At 45.6% G+C, this 19,839-nt stretch carries 13 protein-coding genes; 3 read left to right on the top strand and 10 right to left on the bottom strand.

The genetic code is table 11. The features are described from left to right. Nucleotides 1–56: 56 nt before the first annotated feature. The 3 genes from B2U97_RS09450 to B2U97_RS09440 all read right to left on the bottom strand — a co-directional run bounded on the left by B2U97_RS09450 (nucleotide 57) and on the right by B2U97_RS09440 (nucleotide 9,864). Nucleotides 57–3,209, bottom strand: coding sequence for a TonB-dependent receptor (locus B2U97_RS09450; protein WP_286823363.1), 3,153 nt, complete (start codon nucleotides 3,207–3,209; stop codon nucleotides 57–59). A gap of 155 nt (nucleotides 3,210–3,364) precedes the next feature. Then, nucleotides 3,365–6,499, bottom strand: coding sequence for a TonB-dependent receptor (locus B2U97_RS09445; RefSeq protein WP_286823364.1), 3,135 nt, complete (start codon nucleotides 6,497–6,499; stop codon nucleotides 3,365–3,367). 143 nt (nucleotides 6,500–6,642) lie between these two features. Further along, complete coding sequence (locus tag B2U97_RS09440) at nucleotides 6,643–9,864, bottom strand: TonB-dependent receptor (RefSeq protein ID WP_286823365.1); 3,222 nt, start codon at nucleotides 9,862–9,864, stop codon at nucleotides 6,643–6,645. Between the two features lie 437 nt (nucleotides 9,865–10,301). On the opposite strand from B2U97_RS09440, the gene B2U97_RS09435 reads away from it, so the two are divergent. Then, the gene (locus B2U97_RS09435; RefSeq protein ID WP_414019106.1) at nucleotides 10,302–11,465 is read left to right on the top strand and encodes an endonuclease/exonuclease/phosphatase family protein; all 1,164 of its coding nucleotides are present in this window, start codon (nucleotides 10,302–10,304) and stop codon (nucleotides 11,463–11,465) included. Nucleotides 11,466–11,653: 188 nt separating this feature from the next. Beyond that, complete coding sequence (locus B2U97_RS09430; RefSeq protein ID WP_034818364.1) at nucleotides 11,654–12,178, top strand: hypothetical protein; 525 nt, start codon at nucleotides 11,654–11,656, stop codon at nucleotides 12,176–12,178. Nucleotides 12,179–12,254: 76 nt separating this feature from the next. On the opposite strand, the gene guaA is transcribed toward B2U97_RS09430, so the two are convergent. From guaA to B2U97_RS09395, 7 genes are all read right to left on the bottom strand, one after another. Then, on the bottom strand, nucleotides 12,255–13,832 hold the full coding sequence (guaA, locus tag B2U97_RS09425) for a glutamine-hydrolyzing GMP synthase (protein ID WP_034818366.1): 1,578 nt from the start codon (nucleotides 13,830–13,832) through the stop codon (nucleotides 12,255–12,257). 80 nt (nucleotides 13,833–13,912) lie between these two features. Then, nucleotides 13,913–15,382, bottom strand: a complete 1,470-nt coding sequence (guaB, locus tag B2U97_RS09420) for an IMP dehydrogenase (protein ID WP_034818368.1) — start codon at nucleotides 15,380–15,382, stop codon at nucleotides 13,913–13,915. A 140-nt stretch (nucleotides 15,383–15,522) separates the two neighbouring features. Beyond that, the gene (locus B2U97_RS09415) at nucleotides 15,523–16,230 is read right to left on the bottom strand and encodes a nucleotidyl transferase AbiEii/AbiGii toxin family protein (RefSeq protein ID WP_034818370.1); all 708 of its coding nucleotides are present in this window, start codon (nucleotides 16,228–16,230) and stop codon (nucleotides 15,523–15,525) included. Nucleotides 16,231–16,236: 6 nt separating this feature from the next. Continuing rightward, complete coding sequence (locus tag B2U97_RS09410) at nucleotides 16,237–16,443, bottom strand: hypothetical protein (RefSeq protein ID WP_011233833.1); 207 nt, start codon at nucleotides 16,441–16,443, stop codon at nucleotides 16,237–16,239. Between the two features lie 65 nt (nucleotides 16,444–16,508). After that, nucleotides 16,509–16,862 (bottom strand): hypothetical protein, encoded by a 354-nt coding sequence (locus B2U97_RS09405; RefSeq protein ID WP_034818510.1) that lies wholly within the window; start codon nucleotides 16,860–16,862, stop codon nucleotides 16,509–16,511. 9 nt (nucleotides 16,863–16,871) lie between these two features. Next, entirely contained in the window at nucleotides 16,872–17,105 is a 234-nt protein-coding gene (gene brnA / locus B2U97_RS09400; RefSeq protein WP_034818371.1) for a type II toxin-antitoxin system BrnA family antitoxin, read from the bottom strand. After that, nucleotides 17,092–17,358 (bottom strand): BrnT family toxin, encoded by a 267-nt coding sequence (locus B2U97_RS09395; protein ID WP_034818372.1) that lies wholly within the window; start codon nucleotides 17,356–17,358, stop codon nucleotides 17,092–17,094. The genes brnA and B2U97_RS09395 overlap by 14 nt, the downstream gene beginning before the upstream one ends. Nucleotides 17,359–17,720: 362 nt before the next feature. Between B2U97_RS09395 and B2U97_RS09390 the strand changes: the two genes are divergently transcribed. Continuing rightward, nucleotides 17,721–19,469 (top strand): DUF5666 domain-containing protein, encoded by a 1,749-nt coding sequence (locus B2U97_RS09390; RefSeq protein ID WP_034818373.1) that lies wholly within the window; start codon nucleotides 17,721–17,723, stop codon nucleotides 19,467–19,469. Nucleotides 19,470–19,839: the final 370 nt, after the last annotated feature.

Raw genomic sequence — 19,839 nt, 5'->3', positions numbered from 1 at the left:
CTGACATTTATGTCAGGTGGGATATCGTTCCTGACGTAAACGTCAGGTTACGTCCGTTAGAACTTGTATTCTACGCCTATGCGCACAGACCATAGTGAAGGTTCACCCTGGCGTGACTGAACGTTTGATACGTCGCGGAAATTGTTGAACTGGTACTGACCCGCGTCATTAATTTCAACGTCAGCAATATTGATGGCGCGTGGGAATCGAGCTTCATACAGCACGCCCCAGTCGTCGTTCAGCATATTACCTAAGTTTTCAATAACGAAGAAGGCAGATGCTTTGTGTCCGTCCATAAAGCCTGGTAATTCCTGCTCAACACGCAAGTCCACTTTAGTCCACCATTTGCTGTTGAACTCGTTACGTGGTGCTATGCCGCCCGCGTATTTGCTCAAACCAGACTCTTCAAGGAAGTCGAAGAAAGCACCTGTTTCAAATGGGTTACCATCACCGTCTGTACCGACGGCAAAGTTTGGATCATCCAGACCTGTTGGTACGTAAAGCAAGCTACGTCCCTGATAGGCTATGTCGCCAAAAGGACCATCGCTCATTGTATAAGAGAACGGACGACCTTTGTTGCGTGTACCAAACAAGGTCACAACAGTTTCGTAGCCATCAAAGAACTCTTTAGTGTAGTTCGCTTTAAAGGTAAAGCGGTGCGGTATTTCGTAGTTAGACGTAGAAACACCAGGATTCTGAGCGTTAGCTGTTGCCAGATTCGTGTAGTTAGAGAACGACACTGAACTGGTCATTGGGTTAACGTCTTCCGCTTTGTTGTAAGCATAACCAAAGGTCCAGTCCAGACCAAAGTCATGAGTCTTACTCAACGCCAGTGAAACAGTCGTCTGTGAGCCTGAATCACCATCAACATTCGTCAGCAGGAAGTCATCGCCCTGGTCACGTCCATCAGTCGACAACTCTTCAAAAATTGGACGACCGTCCGGTGCCGTACCAACCTGCTCCAGACCCATGTTGTAGATAACTGCAGCGTCTTTCTTATCAGTGTATAAGAAATCAGCCATCAGAATGTAGTTATCCGGCAAGGTGTAAGTTGCACCTAAAGCATATTTCCATTCTTTTGGTAATTCGAAGTTAGGGTCCATAGTATTAATTGGGCCCTGACCACTTGCGTTAGCCACCTCGTCGAACAGCTCTTGAGGAACATCATAAATTGGACGGCCTTCGCCAGTGTGCGGCACATTAAATAACGGCTCGTCTGCAAAGCTGCGAGAAGCCTCGTACTGAGTTACACCGTTATTTGAGTAGTTATTAGAAATCCACACGTTCGGGTTACCGCCAGAATACAAGCCAACACCACCGCGAACTTCTAAGTCCGGGTTAACAAACCAGTTGAAACCAAAACGGGGTTGCAATAAGTCCTGACCATCCATGTTTTGCTGGTTAGAGAAGCCGTACAGTTCCTGGTTCAATGGGTTATTCACCGGCAAGTCATCGCTGGTATACCAGTCATAACGCAAGCCATAAGTGAAAGTAATGTCCATTGGAGCGTAATAGTATTCGTCCTGAACATAAGCAGTATTTACCGCGTAAGCAAATTCAGCGGCTGCGTCTTGCGGATTGTTAGTACCGGCAGCGCTTTCATAAATTACAGTACTCGGTGTACCCGCTTCAAAGTCATCAATAGAGCCGAAACGGTACTCACCCTCTGCTTCCTGAACAAACAGGTTAAACACGTCATATTCTTCGCGCTCGATACCGGCAGAAATAACGTGATCACCGGCTAAGTAGGTACCTTTTAATTTGAAGAAGGTCGTATCGTATTTCAGCTTGTTCGCATGACGAGAGTCATCCGCACCTAAGTAAACCGTTGCGTCATTAACACCAATCTGCACTTCACCGAAATCGGTGCCGCCCAACGGGTTAACACGAGCATCTAACTCAGAGTAACCAATACGTGCTTCAGTCGAGAAGTTATCACTCCAGTCAGAGTATAACTCACCAACATAAGAAGTGAACTTAGCGCCACGCTCGTAGAAGTGGTTAGAAAACTCTAACTCGTCTGAATCACCATCAGACTCCGCAATAGAATAACCGTCGTTATAGTTGTAAGTTAATGACGCACGATGCGCATCATTAATATACCAATCTAACTTAGCAAGGAATTTTTCGTCTTCGACTGGCATGCTTGCCGGAAAACCACCAGGATTGTATCCGTAAACATTCTGTGCAATATCAGCGATACGCTCAACGTCAGCCTGGCTTACGCCAACAACTTCTGTCGCCGCACCTGAGCCTTCAGGACCACGATCAAAAGTGTCAGAACCTTCCAGTTTTTCGTACGCAGTAAAGAAGAATAATTTGTCTTCAATAAACGCACCACCAAGGTTGAAGCCATAACGTTTTTCGCTGAAGTCACCAACGTTAATACTGTCGCCTTCCAGCTCGTCACCTTGCAATGAATCGTTGGTGTAGTCATAGAACACACCACCGAACATTTCGTTGTCGCCAGTTTTGGTAACCGCGTTGATATTACAGGCAGTGAAACCACCGTACTGTACATCAAATGGTGCAAACTCTACCGCAACCTGCTCAATGGCATCGTAAGAGAACGGCATGCGTTCAGTCGGATAACCGCTGCTGTTCAGGCCGAAGTTATCATTCATACGAACGCCATCAACAGTCAAGCTGTTAAAACGAGGGTTAGCGCCGCCACACTGAATAGCACCAGAGTTCGTTTCATTGATATAGATGCGCGGATCAATCGACACAACATCACGCAAGTCACGGTCACTCGCCGGAGCGTTTTCTAAATCCTGAAGATTAAAGTTTGCAGCCGGACTGTTGCTACCATACAACGCATTGCTGGTCATAGAACCAGTAACGCTTAAGCGTTCCATCTCTTCCTGAGACTGAAGCATAACATTTACATTTTGTGAGTCACCTAAGGTCAGGTAAACGTCTTCTACAACCTGGGTGCGGCCGTTTGGACCTTCCACCACGATAGTGTACGGACCACCAACCGGCAAGCCCCGTGAAGAGAATGTGCCTTGCTCGTTTGAGCGTAAGGTTTTGGTTGTTCCAGTACGGTCATCGCGCAACTGGATAGTCGCGTTTGATACAACCTGTCCGGACTCAGTGGTAACAACACCACGCAGGCTGGATGAAGTTTCCTGAGCCATAGCAGCACCGCTAAGACCCATAGCAATAGCAGCTGCAACAGCTGTACGCTTGAAAGTGGCATTAAACATAGTGTGTTCTTCCCGGTTTTGTTTTTTTGGTGTTAACTGCAGATAAGGTATAGCTTATTTGTGACAGTTTTGTGAATTTTGGGTAAAAAAAAGCCGCGCTCAAGGCGCGGCTTTATATTCTTTTTGAATCAGCGCTTTTTGCGCTTAAATCTAAATTAGAAGCTGTACTTAATGCCGAGCTTCACACGCCAAGTTGATTCTTCAGCCTCGAAGATACTCCAGTTAGAGTTTTCGAATCCACCGAATACCGGAGCATATATGTAACGACCTTCACTATCCAGGCCGCCAAAATCAACTACTGCCTGATTAGTATATTGCTGACGCAACACTTCACCTTTCGAACTGTCAATCAAGTTCAGCAGGTTATTGATAGTGACATAAAACATGCCTTTATGACCTTCCATGAAGCCAGGAACTTCTTGCTGGAACTGGAAATCCATATTAGTTACCCACGGCGAACGGCCGGTACCTTTAGGTGCGAAACCACCAGCATACTGACTCAAACCTGCAGCATCAAAGTTAGCCATCATATCTTCATAGGAAATAGTGCTTTCCGGGCTGATATTTGGATCATCTGCGCCATTAGGAATGTATGGTAAGTAAGAGCTACCGCCCTGGAAGTATGGCTGGTCGCCGAAATCTCCATCTTGGTATAAGCCCATTACGTGGCTATACGCAGTACCTGAGCGGCGCTGGAAGAACAAATTAAACTTAGATGCATAACCATCAAAGAATTCAGTGCTGTAGCCTAAAGCTAATTTCAAGCTGTGCTCTACCTGATAGTCCGCTGTGCCAACTAACGCCTGATTACGGTCACGAACAATGTTGTACTGGTAGTTAGATGTTGCTGTTGAAGACGTTCCTGGGTTGCCTTCTTCAATGTCCTGATGCGTATAAGCAGCATAAGCACTGAAGCCATTATCCCAGTCTTTTGCCAAAGAAGCGGTGTAAATCCACGCTTTTCCGTTAGCATCTTCATTCGTCAGCATTAAGTCATAATGACCTGAAGGCGCTGTTGGGTCACATGGCTCGTAAATGTTAACTCCAGCAGCTGTTTCATCTGCAACACAGCGTGAGATATCTTTCCACTGGCTGTTATCAGTCATCCATTTACGCATAACTTCAGCAGTCATGTTGAAGTCGTCACCAACACCCGGAATATCAAAGCGGTAATCGACACCTACACGAGCAACCCAGTCAGACGGAATTTCGTAGTTAGGGTCGATGCTATTAGTATCGCCGTCACCTGCAACCATGCTATCCAGCACAGATTGTGGAACTTGGCTAACGTCCTGGTTATTCAGGTAGTCACTTTCAGCAACCGCATCGCGGTCAAACTGCACAAGCGTGTAACCATCGTTTGAGAACGAGTTTGAAATCCAAACATTAGGACGACCACCAGAGAAGCGACCAGCACCGGCGCGAACAACTACGTCGTCTGCTGCAAACCATTTGAAATCAACACGAGGAAGGAAAATATCCAGACCATCCAGGTTTTCCTGGTTGCTGAAGCCATAACGCTCTACGAAGTTTTCGTTCAACGTTGGCTTGTCACTTGAATCGTAGCGCTCATAACGTAAACCTAAACCTAACTCCATAGAGTCGTTAAGGTACCAGTTATCCTGTACGTACAAGTTAATTTGACCCAGGCTGAATTTCGCCGCTGCGTCATTTGCATCATTAGTGTATGCATTCTCGTAGAAGAACTCACTTGCGGTGCCATTTTCAAAATCATCAATTGACTCGAATGACCATGAACCTAAAGAGTTACGAACGAATACGTTGTAGACTTCAACTTCATCATATTCACCGCCGAATTCGATTTCGTGATCACCAATCAAGTAATCAAAACGGGCACCAATTTTGAAGTTATCGTTTTCTAACTGGTTTGCGTGGCGGTTGGAATCAGGACCAAAGTTCAAAGTACCTTCAGCTGTACGTACGCTTACATCACCAAAGTCTTTAGTAACCAAACCTGAGATAGCTTCAACCGCTTTATGGCTAACATAAAACTCACTTGAGAAATCAGCACTCCAGTCAGAGAACAAGGTCAAACGATACAGATCCATGTTTTGCTGATAGTTATACCAATTAGTATCCAGGTTTAATGAAGATTCACCACTGCTCACGTTACGCAGGTTATTACCTTCAGTGCGGTTGTAAGTAAACGCCGCACGGTGATCATTATTGATGTTCCAGTCTAACTTAACCAACAAGTTATCGTTTTCAGTATCCTGAACAGAATCCCAGTTACCGATATCAATACCGTACTGTGAACTCGCAATTTCTTTCACACGATTGTACTCTTCCTGAGTAACATCGCTATCGTTAGCGGCGCCTGCGCCTGCAGGACCAAATTCAATTTGAGCCGGCTCTTTAGCGTTTTCGTAGTTAACGAAGAAGAACAACTTGTCCTTAACGATTGGGCCGCCCAGTGCCAGACTGTATGTATCGCGCTCAAAGTCTAATGGTACTTCTTCACCCTCTGGGTTCTTAGGATCACCAGCCCACGCATCGCTCATACGCTCGTATGTCAATGAACCGTGAAATTCGTTTGTACCTGACTTAGTCACTGCGTTGATACGACCACCTGAGAAACCACCCTCTGCAGCGTCAAAGGGTGCGACATCAACAGCAACCTGTTCAACAGCGTCCAAAGAAATTGGTGAACGTTGGGTTGGGTAACCGTTACCGTTCAGACCAAAATCGTCGTTGACGCCAACACCATCAATCGCAATACTGTTGTAACGTGGGTTCGCACCGCCAATACTTAGTGGAGATTCGGAACCTGAAAGCAAGTTTACGTAAGGGTTTAATCGTGCAACTTCTTTTAGGTCACGATTAAAGGTTGGCGTATTGGCAATATCTTCTTCGCCAAAGTAACTGCTGCTACCGCTGTTCGCACCGCCAAGAATTGCGCTTCCTGTTACTTGCAAGCGTTCCATATCACTAGACTCTAGTTGAGCATTGACACGGTAAGGTTCGCCTAAAGACAGGTAAACATCTTCATAGACTTTTTTGCCTTCACTGCTTTCGATAACGATGATGTAAGGACCACCAACACGTAAACCTGAGTTAGAAAAGGCACCAGACTCATTCGTTGTAGCAACTGAACGAGTTCCGGTTGGAATGTGAATAATTTCAACGCGTGCGTTTGCAGCAACTTCGCCAGACTCAGTAACAACGTTACCGCGAACTACTGATGAAGTATCTTGTGCAATGGCCGCACCGCTAAGGCCTAAAGCTATAGCTGCTGCAACAGCTGTACGCTTGAAAGTAGAGTTAAACATAGTTTTGTTCTTCCCGATTTTGGTTTTGGGTATTTATGCGAGGAAGAGGGTAAAGCTTGTTTATGACAATTTAGTGAAAGTACTCCAAAAAAAAAGCCCCACAAAATTGTGAGGCTTTTATTTGTTTTAGTTTGTTTTTTGCTTTAGAAGGTATAACGAACACCTAATTTAGCGCTCCACGAAGAGCTGCTCATATCAACCGAGCTGTAATTATTTGGATAGTAGCCATTATAGACTGAGTCAATCTGGTACTTGCCTTCATCACTTAAACCACCAAAGTCATACAGGGCAACTTGCGGGTAAGTCAGATAGCGCTCAACACCCCAGTCACTGTTCAGTAGATTAGCAAAATTATCAATTGTTAAGTATAGAATTCCTTTGTGCCCATCCATAAAGCCCGGAATTTCCTGCTGGATACTTAAGTCGATATCCGTTACCCACGGTTGGTTGTGAGTATTGCGATCAAGGATATAGCCCTCGTCACCGCCATAGGCGATACCGGCGTTATCGAGTAACATTTTAATTTCATCCCAACTGATTGAGTTATCCCAATCAACGTTAGGATCTTCGCCGTTAGCTGGAATATATGGCAGATAGGCCGACTGAGTATACATACTCTCGAATGAACTATCCCCAAAGTCACCATCTTCGAACATACCCATAATATAGCTGAACGGACGACCTGAACGACGTTCAAAGAATAAGTTAAAGCGTGTTTCATAGTCGGCAAAAAACTCTTTCTTGTAACCCAGAGTAATTTTCACACTATGCTCAACTTCGAAGTTGCCCGTCGCAGAAAATGCCTGGTTACGACTTTTAGCGACGTAGTGCTTATAGTTGCTTGCCGCCTGGGACGATGAACCCGCGCCATTGTCTTCAACATCCTGATACGTATAGCTGGCGGTGAAACTTAAACCGTTATTCCATTGCTTAGCTAAAGACTGTGAGAAAATAAATGCACGACCGTCATCAGGTGAGTTAGTCAGCATAATATCGTAGTTCTGAGCTCGGTCACCGTCGTAGCGAGACTCATAAATAATACGCTCACCATCAGCAGCATAACCCACTTCTTCTATAGCGGTATTATACCAAACGGGCTGATCTTCTATGCGTTTATACATAAATGACGTTGTGGCATTAAACATGTCACCTAAGTATGGAATATCCAATTCATAGTCGAAGGCTAATTGGGCGCGCCAATCGCTAGGTAACTCAAAATTTGGATCAGTAAAGTTAGTGCTACCGTTACCTTGTTCCATAGAGTCCAGAATATCTTCCGGAACTTGAGTAAAGTCCACATCCGTACGACCATCGAAGTAGTTATTGATAACACTCGTCGGTGCCGAAACTAAAGTCACGCCATCCTTTGTAAATGGATTGGTATACCAAACATTCGGCACGCCACCATAGAAGCGACCAATGCCACCACGAACGACTAAACTGGTATCTGTATAGTATTTAAAGCCAACACGAGGCAAAATAATGTCCAGACCATCAAGATTCTCTTGGTTTGTTATTCCTTGCTCAGCGTAAGCCTGCTCGAAGTTTTCATTCAGGGTAGGCTTATCACTCGAACTCAAACGCTCATAGCGCAGGCCACCATTCACTTCCAGGTTAGGCGTAACGTAGAATGTGTCACCAACATAAAGCGCATAAGTTGTTCTATCAACTTCATACGCTGCATCTTCTGAATTATTGGTATACGCATTCTGATAAGCGAAATTACGGTTTCCGTTATCGTCAATCCCCACTACGCCTGCGGCAAAGTCTTCAAGAGAATCAAACTTCCAGTAACCTAATGAGTCGGGAACAAACTTATTATATAGAGTCAGTTCTTCAACTTGCGCACCGAATACAATTTCATGTTCTCCGTACAAGTACGTTGCATCAAAGTTGAAGGTTAAGTTGTCATTCTTTGCGACATTCGCATGGCGATAACGGTCACGTCCAAGTTCAAATGTCGGCCCGCGCTCTTCAAGGTCGACTTCAATGGCACCCAGGCTCGAATTGGTCAAAGAGTTGGCTTCAACATCTTTATATGTGATGCCAATTTCTGTAATGAAATTTGCGGACCAATCACTGTACAAACGTGCACTGACATTGTTCATGCGAGTATGGTAGGTATAACGACGTGAACTCAACGGAATCGTCGTACCACCGGTAGCAAACTCACGCTCATCAGCATTATCCTGCCACTGATAGGTGACATCAAAACGGTGGTCATTATTAATATTCCAACTGAGCTTAGTCAGCCACTTGCGGTCTTTACTTTCAGGGTCACCACCGAGCGAATCACTTAAACCGTAATTGTCGAGAGCACTCATGAACTCGTTAAATTCGGCTTCAGTGATATAAAACTCATTAGTCGCACCACTGTTTTCAAACCCGTAATCAAGGTCAACTTCGTTTGTCCACTCTTCGTAATTCGTAAAGAAGAACAGTTGATCTTTAATAATCGGACCACCTAGCGATAACCCAAAGGTTGAAATCGTATCATTCGATTCAACACTTTCCTCTCGATAGGTACGGTAGCCGTTATCGTCAGTCTGACGATAGTTTTCACGAATAACGTCAACGTCACCTTTTAAATCTGGGCTTGTGTATTCGTAAAAAACTTCGCCTTTAAACTCATTAGTACCCGATTTAGTAACAGCATTAATTGTGCCGCCAGAAAAGTCGCCTTTTTTTACAGAGAAAGGTGCAGCATCTACAGATATTTGTTCTATAGCGCCTAAAGAAACCGGAGGTTGCTCTGTGGGATAGCCACCGTAATTTAGACCAAAGTCATCATTCTGGCCAATCCCATCTACCGTGATGCTGTTCATACGAGGGTCGCCACCGGCAATCGTCATCTCGCCCGACCCATTAATAGTAACCAGAGGGTTAATGCGAGCTACGTCTTTTAAGTCACGGTTAAGGCTTGGCATGTTATTGATCGTATCTTCACCAAAGCTACTGCTGGCTCCGCCACTTTCCATCAGTATCGCAGAGCCAGTTACCACCAAACGTTCCATGTCAGCAGACTCAAGCTGACGTGTTAAACGGTAAGTGTCACCAAGGTTAAGATAAACTCCTTCAAGCACAGCATCACGATATTGCTCAGAGTCCAGAATAACCTGGTACGGCCCGCCAACACGTAGGCCTTTCGCGATGAAAGTACCATCTTCGTTTGTTACAAACTCATTCACTGTGCCTGTTGGCTGGTGGATAATAACAATTTTGGTGTTTGCCGCCGGGTTACCTTTTGGACCTGTGATAACACCGCGCATAGACGATGATGTTTCTTGAGCAAAAGCGCTTGTCGAAAGACCTACAGCTAAAGCAATAGCTGCAGAAATGCGACTCACCTTGGAGTTCAATCTCATGAGTTATTTCCTAGTTTTTTAGTAACGATAAAAAGAAAGTGTTTAAAAGGACGAAACGAGGTAAAGAAAAAATACGACAACTTAGTCAACATGTATGAAGCGGTAGAACTTTTTTGCGAACGCAGAAGGGAAAATTGGATCGTTCGCTTACTATTCGATGAAGAACCGCGGCATAACAGCTGATTCATTACCGGGAAACTCATAGCCTGAAAAGTATTCAGTGCGCGGCAAGAGGTCGGAGCTGTATGGGATCGGGCTGATTTCATTACACTTCTAAGACATTTTTGTGTCAGATATGTGACATATTTTAATCAAATTATTAGCTCTTGCCTAGTCATCCGGGAACCTTTATTCTCACTCACTGTCTTAGGCTGCTCTCAAACGGTTATCCCATGGGCTTTATACGGTTTTTATTAATTTTAACATTCGTTGTTCTTATGATTCCTACTTCTTTTAATGCATTCGCCGGTTCCGGCAAAGGCGAACCAGAAACCATTAGGGTTGCGACTTTTAATGTCAGTATGGACGCGTCTAATTACCTGAGCGACAGCGAGCTCCCGCAATTGGAAAAATCGCCTGTACCCGAGGTGTTACAGCAGGATCATGAACAAATTCGTGGTATTGCCGAAATACTGCAACGTGTGCGACCCGATATCGTTTTACTGAACGAGTTTGACTACGTTGATAAACAAGTTGGCGTAAATGTCTTTCAGGAAAAGTACTTGTCGATTTCCCAGAACGGACAAAAGGCAATTGAATACCCCTATACTTATATTGCTCCGGTAAATACAGGGGTGCCCTCGCCTTTTGATTTAAACCGCGACGGCAAAACACAAGGCACTGGCATCGACGCCTGGGGTTTTGGCTGGTATCCGGGTCAGTACGGTATGGTTATCTTATCGAAATATCCGTTACTAGCGGATAAAGCCCGAACCTTTCAGCACTTCTTGTGGAAAGACATGCCCGGCCGCCATATTCCTTACGTGATGAACGAACAGAAACAGCCTACTGACGAGCAATGGTACCCCGAGGAAGTTATGGCGCAGTATCCCTTAAGCTCAAAGTCGCATTGGGACATTCCGGTGCAAGTGGACGACAAAGTTATCCATTTATTGGCTGCGCACCCAGTACCACCAGCGTTCGACGGTCCGGAAAACAGCAACGGCATGCGTAACTACGATGAAATTCGCTTATTAGCTGACTATTTAACGCCAGGTAAAGACAATTACATCTATGACGATGAAGGCGCACGTGGCGGGCTAAGCGACGACAACAGCTTTATCGTTCTGGGCGATATGAACGCGGAAGCTGGCTCTGGTGGTGTTGATGGCGCTATAGAACAATTACTGCAACACCCTCGGGTAAATGACGTTAAACCCCAAAGCCACGGCGGTGAACAGCACTCACCAGACAAACAAGGCTCGCAGTATCATACAGCGGCCTGGCGCAAGCGCGTCGACTACGTGCTGCCGTCGAACGATTTAGTCGTTAAAGACGCTGGCGTGTTCTGGCCTGTAGGTGATGAAGCTGGCAGCAAGCTAATGGAAAAGCGCAGTGCCTCTTCCGACCATCGCATGGTCTGGCTGGATATCGTTAAATAGCCTGGCATGGCCGGATACGTAGCCTGACGTTTACGTCAGGAACAATATCTCACCTGACATAAATGTCAGGCTACAACGACACACACCACCTCTGCAGCCCTTTATTTTACTGAACCTTTACAGTTAAAGGGCTGCTATTTAGCCTTCTGGGTGCCATAATACAAATGTCATATCCAAGGAGGCAAACTATGAAAAAATTGATACTAACAACAGCTCTACTCGCAAGCGGCTCGCTTATGTTTTCAGCAGCCAGCAAAGCTGATGATCTAAACTATGTTAGCGGCGGCTTCTCCGATTTCTACGATTCCGATTTCTACGTAGAAGGCTCCAAAACTATCGCCCCAAACTGGGTGGGTGAAGTACAGTTACAAGATATGGGTGACTACTCACTTCGTGCTGGTGCTAAATACTTCATGGACATGGGCGCAGGCAAGCAATTCAATACTTTCCTGAAAGCAGGTGTTAGCCACTATGACTTTGGCAACTACGACGACACCAGCGCTTATGCCGGTATCGGTACCATGACTAAGTTAAGCCAGCAAACCACAGCTATTGTGGACGCCGGTTATGACTGGGGCTTAGATGGCTTTGCATCAGTTGGCGCGCGCTTACGTTACGCTTTCACTGAGCAGTTCTCTGCTGACGCCGGTTTCCGCGGAAACTTCAACAGCATCGACAACGAAGTACATTTAGGCGTGACTTACCACTTCTAAAAGTGCAGGACCTCACCTGATGTGAACATCAGGCTACAAGGATTCCGTAGCCTGACATTTATGTCAGGTGGGGTCTTTATTCCCACTCGATGGTGGCAGGTGGTTTACCTGAAATATCGTAGGTGACACGGGAAATGCCGTTCACTTCATTGATAATCCGGTTTGATACCTTTTCTAGCAACTCATACGGCAAATGTGCCCAGCGCGCGGTCATGAAGTCGATAGTTTCTACGGCGCGTATGGCAATAACCCAGTCGTACTTACGCTGATCACCCATAACACCAACAGAACGTACCGGCAGGAATACCGCAAAGGCCTGACTGACTTTGTTGTACCAGTCCGCATTGTGCAGCTCTTCAATGAAAATCGCATCGGCACGGCGCAGTAAATCACAGTACTCTTTCTTAATTTCACCCAATACACGAACACCCAAACCAGGCCCCGGGAACGGATGACGGTACAGCATGTTGTAAGGCAAGCCTAACTCAAGCCCAATTTTACGCACTTCGTCTTTAAACAACTCGCGTAGTGGCTCAACCAAACCTAACTTCATGTCTTCCGGCAAACCGCCTACGTTGTGGTGCGATTTAATAACATGCGCTTTACCGGTTTTAGAACCCGCAGACTCAATTACGTCAGGGTAAATAGTGCCCTGCGCCAGCCAGTCTACTTCGGTCAGCTTACCGGCTTCTTCATCAAAAATTTCAATGAAGGTGTTACCAATAATTTTGCGCTTCTTCTCCGGGTCGTTCTCACCTTTCAACGCATCTAAAAAGCGGTCTTCTGCACGTATTGGCAAAATGTTCAGACCATAGTGGTCGCCGAACATTTCCATTACCTGCTCTGCTTCGTTCAGACGCAGCAAACCGTTGTCGACAAATACGCAGGTTAGTTGCTCGCCAATAGCGCGGTGCAGCAGCATAGCCGTTACCGACGAATCAACACCGCCAGACAAACCAAGAATAACCTTGTCACTACCTACCTGTTCACGGATACGCTCAATAGCGTCATCGATGATTTTTGCCGGTGTCCATTGCTTCTCACAGCCACAGATATCGCTGACAAAATGCTCCAGCATACGCATGCCCTGACGCGTATGAGTCACTTCCGGGTGGAACTGCACACCATAAAACTGGCGTTCTTCATCAGCCATGGCAGCATACGGGCAATAAGAGGTTTTCGCTACGGTGTGGAAGCCTTCCGGAATCATTTCCACTTTGTCACCGTGGCTCATCCAAACATCCAGTAATGGTGCACCAGACTCAGACACAGCGTCTTCAATAGCTTTAAACAGAGGGCTTTGCTCTACCAGTTCAATTTGCGCGTAACCGAATTCACGCTCCAGCGAGCATTGCACCGAGCCACCCAGCTGGTGTGCCATAGTCTGCATGCCATAGCAAATACCAAACACCGGAACACCTGCGTTAAAAACATATTCAGGCGCACGCGGTGAACCTTCTTCAGCTACGCTTTCCGGGCCACCGGATAAAATAATGCCTTTAGGCGCAAATTCACGGATGTCGGCTTCATCAACATCCCAGGCCCAAAGCTCACAATAAACGCCAATTTCGCGAATACGGCGGGCAATCAGTTGAGTGTACTGAGAACCAAAATCTAAAATCAATATTCGGTGGTCGTGGATATCTCTAGTCATTAGTCATCCTGTTAGTAGCCTGACATTGATGTCAGGCGCTATCTCGTTCCTGACGTAAACGTCAGGCTACGTCAATCAAATTATGAACTGCGGTAATTCGGTGCTTCTTTGGTAATGTGCACATCGTGTACGTGTGATTCGCCCATGCCGGCTGCAGTTACTTTTACAAACTGCGGCTTAGTGCGCATGTCATCAATTGTCGGACAACCGGTTAAGCCCATAGCTGAACGCAGGCCGCCCATTTGCTGATGAATAATCGCAGAAATTGGTCCTTTGTAAGCTATACGCCCTTCAATTCCCTCAGGTACCAGCTTATCGGCTTCATCGCTCTTCTGGAAGTAACGGTCAGACGAACCATTACGCTGGTTCATAGCACCCAGGCTACCCATACCACGGTATGATTTGTAATAACGTCCCTGGTAAAGCTCAACTTCACCCGGCGACTCTTCCGTACCGGCCAGCATGCTGCCCACCATCACACAATGCGCGCCGGCAGCCAGAGCTTTAGCAATATCGCCTGAGAAGCGAATACCGCCGTCAGCAATAATCGGAACACCCGAGCCTTTAATGGCATCTACGGCATCGCTAATAGCGCTAATCTGCGGCACACCACAACCCGTAACAATACGCGTAGTACAAATTGAGCCCGGACCAATACCAACTTTAACCGCATCAACGCCCGCTTCAACCAGCGCCTTAGCGCCAGCGGCCGTTGCTACGTTACCGGCAATAATTTGTAATTCCGGGTAGTCTTTACGAGTTTGCTTAACGCGGTCTAAAACGCCCTGAGAGTGCCCGTGCGAAGTATCAATAAGCAATACATCAACGCCCGCCTCAACCAGTAATTGAATACGTTCTTCTGTGCCCGCGCCAACACCGACAGCAGCACCAACACGCAATGAGCCCAGTTCATCTTTACAAGCGTTCGGTTTGTTTTCCGCTTTTTCAAAGTCTTTCAGGGTGATCATACCCTTCAACTTGTGCGCGTCATCCACAACCAGAATTTTTTCAATACGGTGTTTGTGCATAAGCTGAAGAATTTCTTCGCTTTTTGCCGTTTCGTGCACAGTGACCAGGCGATCATTGCCGGTCATTACGTGGCGAATTTCTTTGCTGTCGTCGTCTTCAAAACGCGTATCCCGACCGGTAACAATACCAACCAAGTCGCCATTACCTTCAACCACAGGAAAACCCTGAAAGCCATGCTCGGCAGTCAGCTTTTTAATTTCACCAATGGTGGTAGTAGGTCTTACGGTAACCGGGTCAGAGACCATGCCACTTTCGTATTTTTTAACTTTACGAACGTGCGCGGCTTGTTGCTCTGCGGTCATATTTTTGTGGATAAATCCGAGCCCGCCTTCCTGCGCCAGCGCAATTGCCAGTGCCGATTCAGTAACGGTATCCATCGCAGCTGAAACCAAAGGAATATTTAAAGAAATTCCACGCGTTAATTGCGTGCGTAAATCAGCGGTATGGGGGAGAACTTCGGAATGACCGGGAACGAGCAAAACGTCGTCAAAGGTCAAGGCTTCTTGGGCAATTCGCAGCATGTGCAACACTCCGTGACTGGATTCATGTTGCGGGTGGATTTTACCCGTTTAGTGCGTGGAATGCAAGTAGCCTGACTACGTTGATTTCGTAGCCTGACGTTTACGTCAGGAAAGATATCTCACCTGACATGAATGTCAGGCTACATACCACTGACTGATGAAAGTAATCGCTCAGAACCAGGAACCACCACACTATCAAAGTATTCTTTTTTCACCCCCATAGCTTCTGCTTCTTTTCTATAGGTATCATGATTATTCAGAAGGTTCTGAAGTGCCCGCCTTAAGCTGTTATTTACGGCATCAATTCCATAATGGGTGTGAGCTTCCGCGTACGCCTCGGGTGGTATCTCCCCCCAGTTTTCAAACATAACAATCAAATCAAATATGTCTTTATAAGGTTTCTGCATCCACCTATCAGCATTTGCCAGAAGCTTGGTGATAAAACATGAAGTACGGTCAATAAAAGGCACATTAAATAAATCTGCTTCATTCCCTTTTTCTAACGCATAGTTATCAAAAGCTACGAACTCAAGCTTAATTCTCACACCATCAACATCCAGAAAGGTGCGCACACCATATCTATCAAACGAAATATCGCGAGAATAAATAAAATCCTCTTTTACCAGCTCACCTAGCGTTCTATTAGTTACCTGTTCTCTTACCGCTCGAAATGATTTTTTGTCTCTACAAAGAAAATCGATATCAACAGACTCACGATACTCGCCAAGCTCAAGAGCAATGCGAGTGCCACCGCCAAAAAGAATTGAGTGTTCCGTTAAGTAATGGCTATTAAAATTAACCAGGCAACGCTGAATTAACTGGTGGTGTTTACGCTGGTAAGTGCTCATAAATTTTTACGCTGCACTTGGGAGAAAACCGCCTGCATCTTTTGCCAATTTATCAATTAGCTGACGCTCGCGCTTAAGCAATTGCCTTTCTTCGACAAAACGCCAGCGAGTTTCATAAATATCCAATGCTTCTTTAGGCGTTAAGTATTTCGTATTGGTATCCCACAGAAGCTTGTCGAGCTCTGGATAATAAGCACGATCAATCTTGTCCATCAAGCCTCCGCTTACTCTTAAATATTGATACTAGTTAGTCTAATTAAGTGATTAGTATTTGTCCACTAGGGTATCCAGCACACACCGCCTTTTAACTGGGGTTCAGGCTCGGGAATAAACTGACAAGTAGAATAGCCTGTTTGAGCATCTTTTTCGGCCTTCTTATTGTAGCGATGCACAGCATCCAGCAGTTCTCTCTCATCGGTAATGGTTTCACTACTGTACACCACATAACTCGCTGGCCCACCACATGCCTTTTTACCTATTGGCAGTACCTTACAGCTATCTATACTTTGCGCTTCCGGTTTACCAATAAGTTCTGTAATATCGGCCATAGTAACCGGAGTATCTGTTGCTGACTGAGCGGTGCTGCAACCCGCCAATAGCGCAGCTGTTGCAAAAGCTAAAAGTAGTTTCATGTGTTTCACCTATAGGTTCCTTTCAATCTGCTCAAGCCGCTCAGCTAACCAGACTTTAATAATAGATTGTCTTGTTACTCCAATGCGGGCAGCCTCTTCATCTAAAGAGTCTAGCATCCATTCAGGAAAATCCACATTCACTCGCTTTTGTTTGCGCATGGGTCTTTTCGCCTTTTCCAGCTCAAGCTCATCCATAACGTCTTCATCTGAATCAAACTTTTTGTCAAATTCACTCGCTTTCATAAAGCTTCACCTCACTATGCCTAGAGCGTCTGACAGAAATAATTCTGATTGCTCTTGTTCGATAAGTAATCACAGCTGACCAATGCTTTCCTTTGTACTTAGCTATAACTAAATAACGCTTTTCATCTTCAGTTTTAGCCGGAATTTCAATTAACTCCGGGTCATTCCAAAGAGATTGAGCAGAGTAAAAATCAATTCCATGCTTTTGCATGTTTGATAAACTCTTTGCTCCATCAAACTCGAAAACCAACATTAAATATATACCATTTATGAATAAAAATTAAACTTAAATGGTATTAAAACGTCATTACTAAATCACCCGACGAAAGCGTATTTAGTCATGAGATATTACATCAACGACAGAAACATAAAATCACCGATACCGATTAATTTATATTGAAAAACACTAAAAACGACATACAGTCACTTTATTCGGTGAATAAAAGGAGATGGTATGCCTTGTATCTACACAAGCGAAATCTTATAACAAAAACCTAACGTAACAAGCATTCAAAAAACACAATCTATCTGCTGGCAGCCCCCAAAATCATGCGCTAAAGTGAAGCTACATACACTTTTGTAAAAAGTGTTTTAGCAACAATAAGAGGTAGTACCATGCGTTTTAAACAGTCCCTTTTAGTCTTAGCAATATCCGGCGCGCTCACGGCGTGTGGCGGAAGCTCAAGCGACTCTACCAACGACAATACAAGCGGCGAAAACAACAACGGCGACACATCAACCACAACAACGACCGTTGTCAGCGAAGGTGTGATCACTGGCTTTGGCAGTGTGTATGTCAATGGCCAGCGATACGGCTCTGACAATGCCACTATCGCGGTCGGTAACTCGCCAGCAGCCGATGAAGCGCAACTAAGAGTGGGCATGGTAGTCACTGTCGCCGCTTCTGCATCCGATGACGGCAACGACCCGGAGGCAGAGCAAATCACTTATGAAGAAAGCCTGCAAGGCCCGGTTGCCTTCATTGACAGAGAAGCAGAGCAAATTGAGGTACTGGGTCAAACGGTTATTTATGATGAGTTAACTGAGTTTGAAGAAGCCGATATTAACACTTTAACCATTGGCGATTTTGTCGAAATAAGCGGCTACGTCAATGAAGACGGTGCGTTTTACGCTACCCTGGTTGAGCTGGAAAACGATGAAACGGAAATTAAGCTCAAAGGCAACGTTGCCAATTTAAACACAGACACTGAAACGTTTACGCTGGGTGAGTTAACCATTAACTATTCTGCAGCAGAATTTGACGATATGAACGCCGACGACCTTGCTGACGGACTGTTCGTGAAAGTCGAAGGCGAAGCTTACGATAATGAGTCCATGACCCTCACGGCAGATGAGGTCGAGAACAAAGAGCAGAATGGCCTCGACGAAGACACCGATGAAATCACCATTGCCGGTATCGTTAAAAACTATGACGCCGATGCCGGAACGTTCTCAGTAAATCAATACGACTTCGTCTTGGGTGAAAGCACTGAGTTTGAAGACGGCACTGCCGATACCTTAGCCAACGGTATTATCGTAAAAGTCGAAGCCGAGTTTGACGGTGAGCAGTTGGTTGCCGATGAGATAGAGTTCAAGGCCCGGAACGCGCGCAGTAAAGTCGAAGGTCAAGTAACAGACATTGACAGTGAAGCCATGACGTTTGTGCTTAATGGGACAACCTTTAGTATCACACCAGAGACCCAGTATGAGGATGAATCGGACTTAGACGAGCGCCGCTTCACATTTGAAAACATTGCTGCTAACGACTGGCTGAAGGTCGTCTCGCGTCAGAACCAAGAAGGCGATACGGTTGCACTGAAAGTAAAACGCATTGACGAAGATGACCGCGACGGCGAAGTGAAAGGCCGCGTGACGGATGTTACGACCGACGGTATGCGTGTCGCAAATGTCGCCGTACGTTTTGCCGACAACGTAGAATTTGAAGACGATGACGGCACAATTTCTATTGATGACTTTATTGCATTAGTCGAAAGCCGTAATGCGGTTATTGTGGAAGCCGAACGTGAATACGTTAACGGCTCGCTACTGGCCACTGAAGTTGAGATTGAAAACGTTAGCGGAGAGGATGACGATAGTGACGATGAACGTCCTGGCAATACAGGCAAAGCAGAATTTGAGGGCGCCGTAGAATCTATTGAAGGTGAGTTTGTTTTTGTGAACGGCAAAAAGCTTCGCTTTGCTGAAGACGCAGAGCTTGAATTCAACGATGGAAAAGTCGACGTCGCAACATTTATCGCAGCCCTTGAAGTCGGCACGGTTATTGAAATAGAAGGCCGCTGGGTTGAACAAAGCTACATCCTAGTAGAAGAAGCCGAAATCGAAAACGACAACGGCGAAGAATAATACCCTTCCAGTTACGCTTGGTTCAGTGGCTAAACCGCCACTGAACCAAGTTGCGCTTTAAACATTAAAAGCACTTTGCATGGTCAACTGCTCTGCTCGCCTTATTCCCCTTAAAATTATCCAAGATCCAAAAAAACCTCTGTGTTAACATTTAAATAATATATGCTTCATAAGTAATCTAGGTATTTAGTTAATTTCAGCGCATTCTGTAGGTTTCATGTCTAAATTGAGAAGAAACAGTTGTTATTTGATCGTCAATAACGACGGTCGCGTCATAGGTCAGTGCAACGGTAACCATGTTGATGGAACGCCGCCTGAACGCGTAACTGCTTACAGTAAACATACCCATGAAGCTGTTTCCTGGGATACT

Source organism: Idiomarina sp. UBA3176, from assembly GCF_002364295.1.
Taxonomy (GTDB): domain Bacteria; phylum Pseudomonadota; class Gammaproteobacteria; order Enterobacterales; family Alteromonadaceae; genus Idiomarina; species Idiomarina loihiensis.
This window is presented reverse-complemented; position numbering and strand designations above follow the sequence as displayed.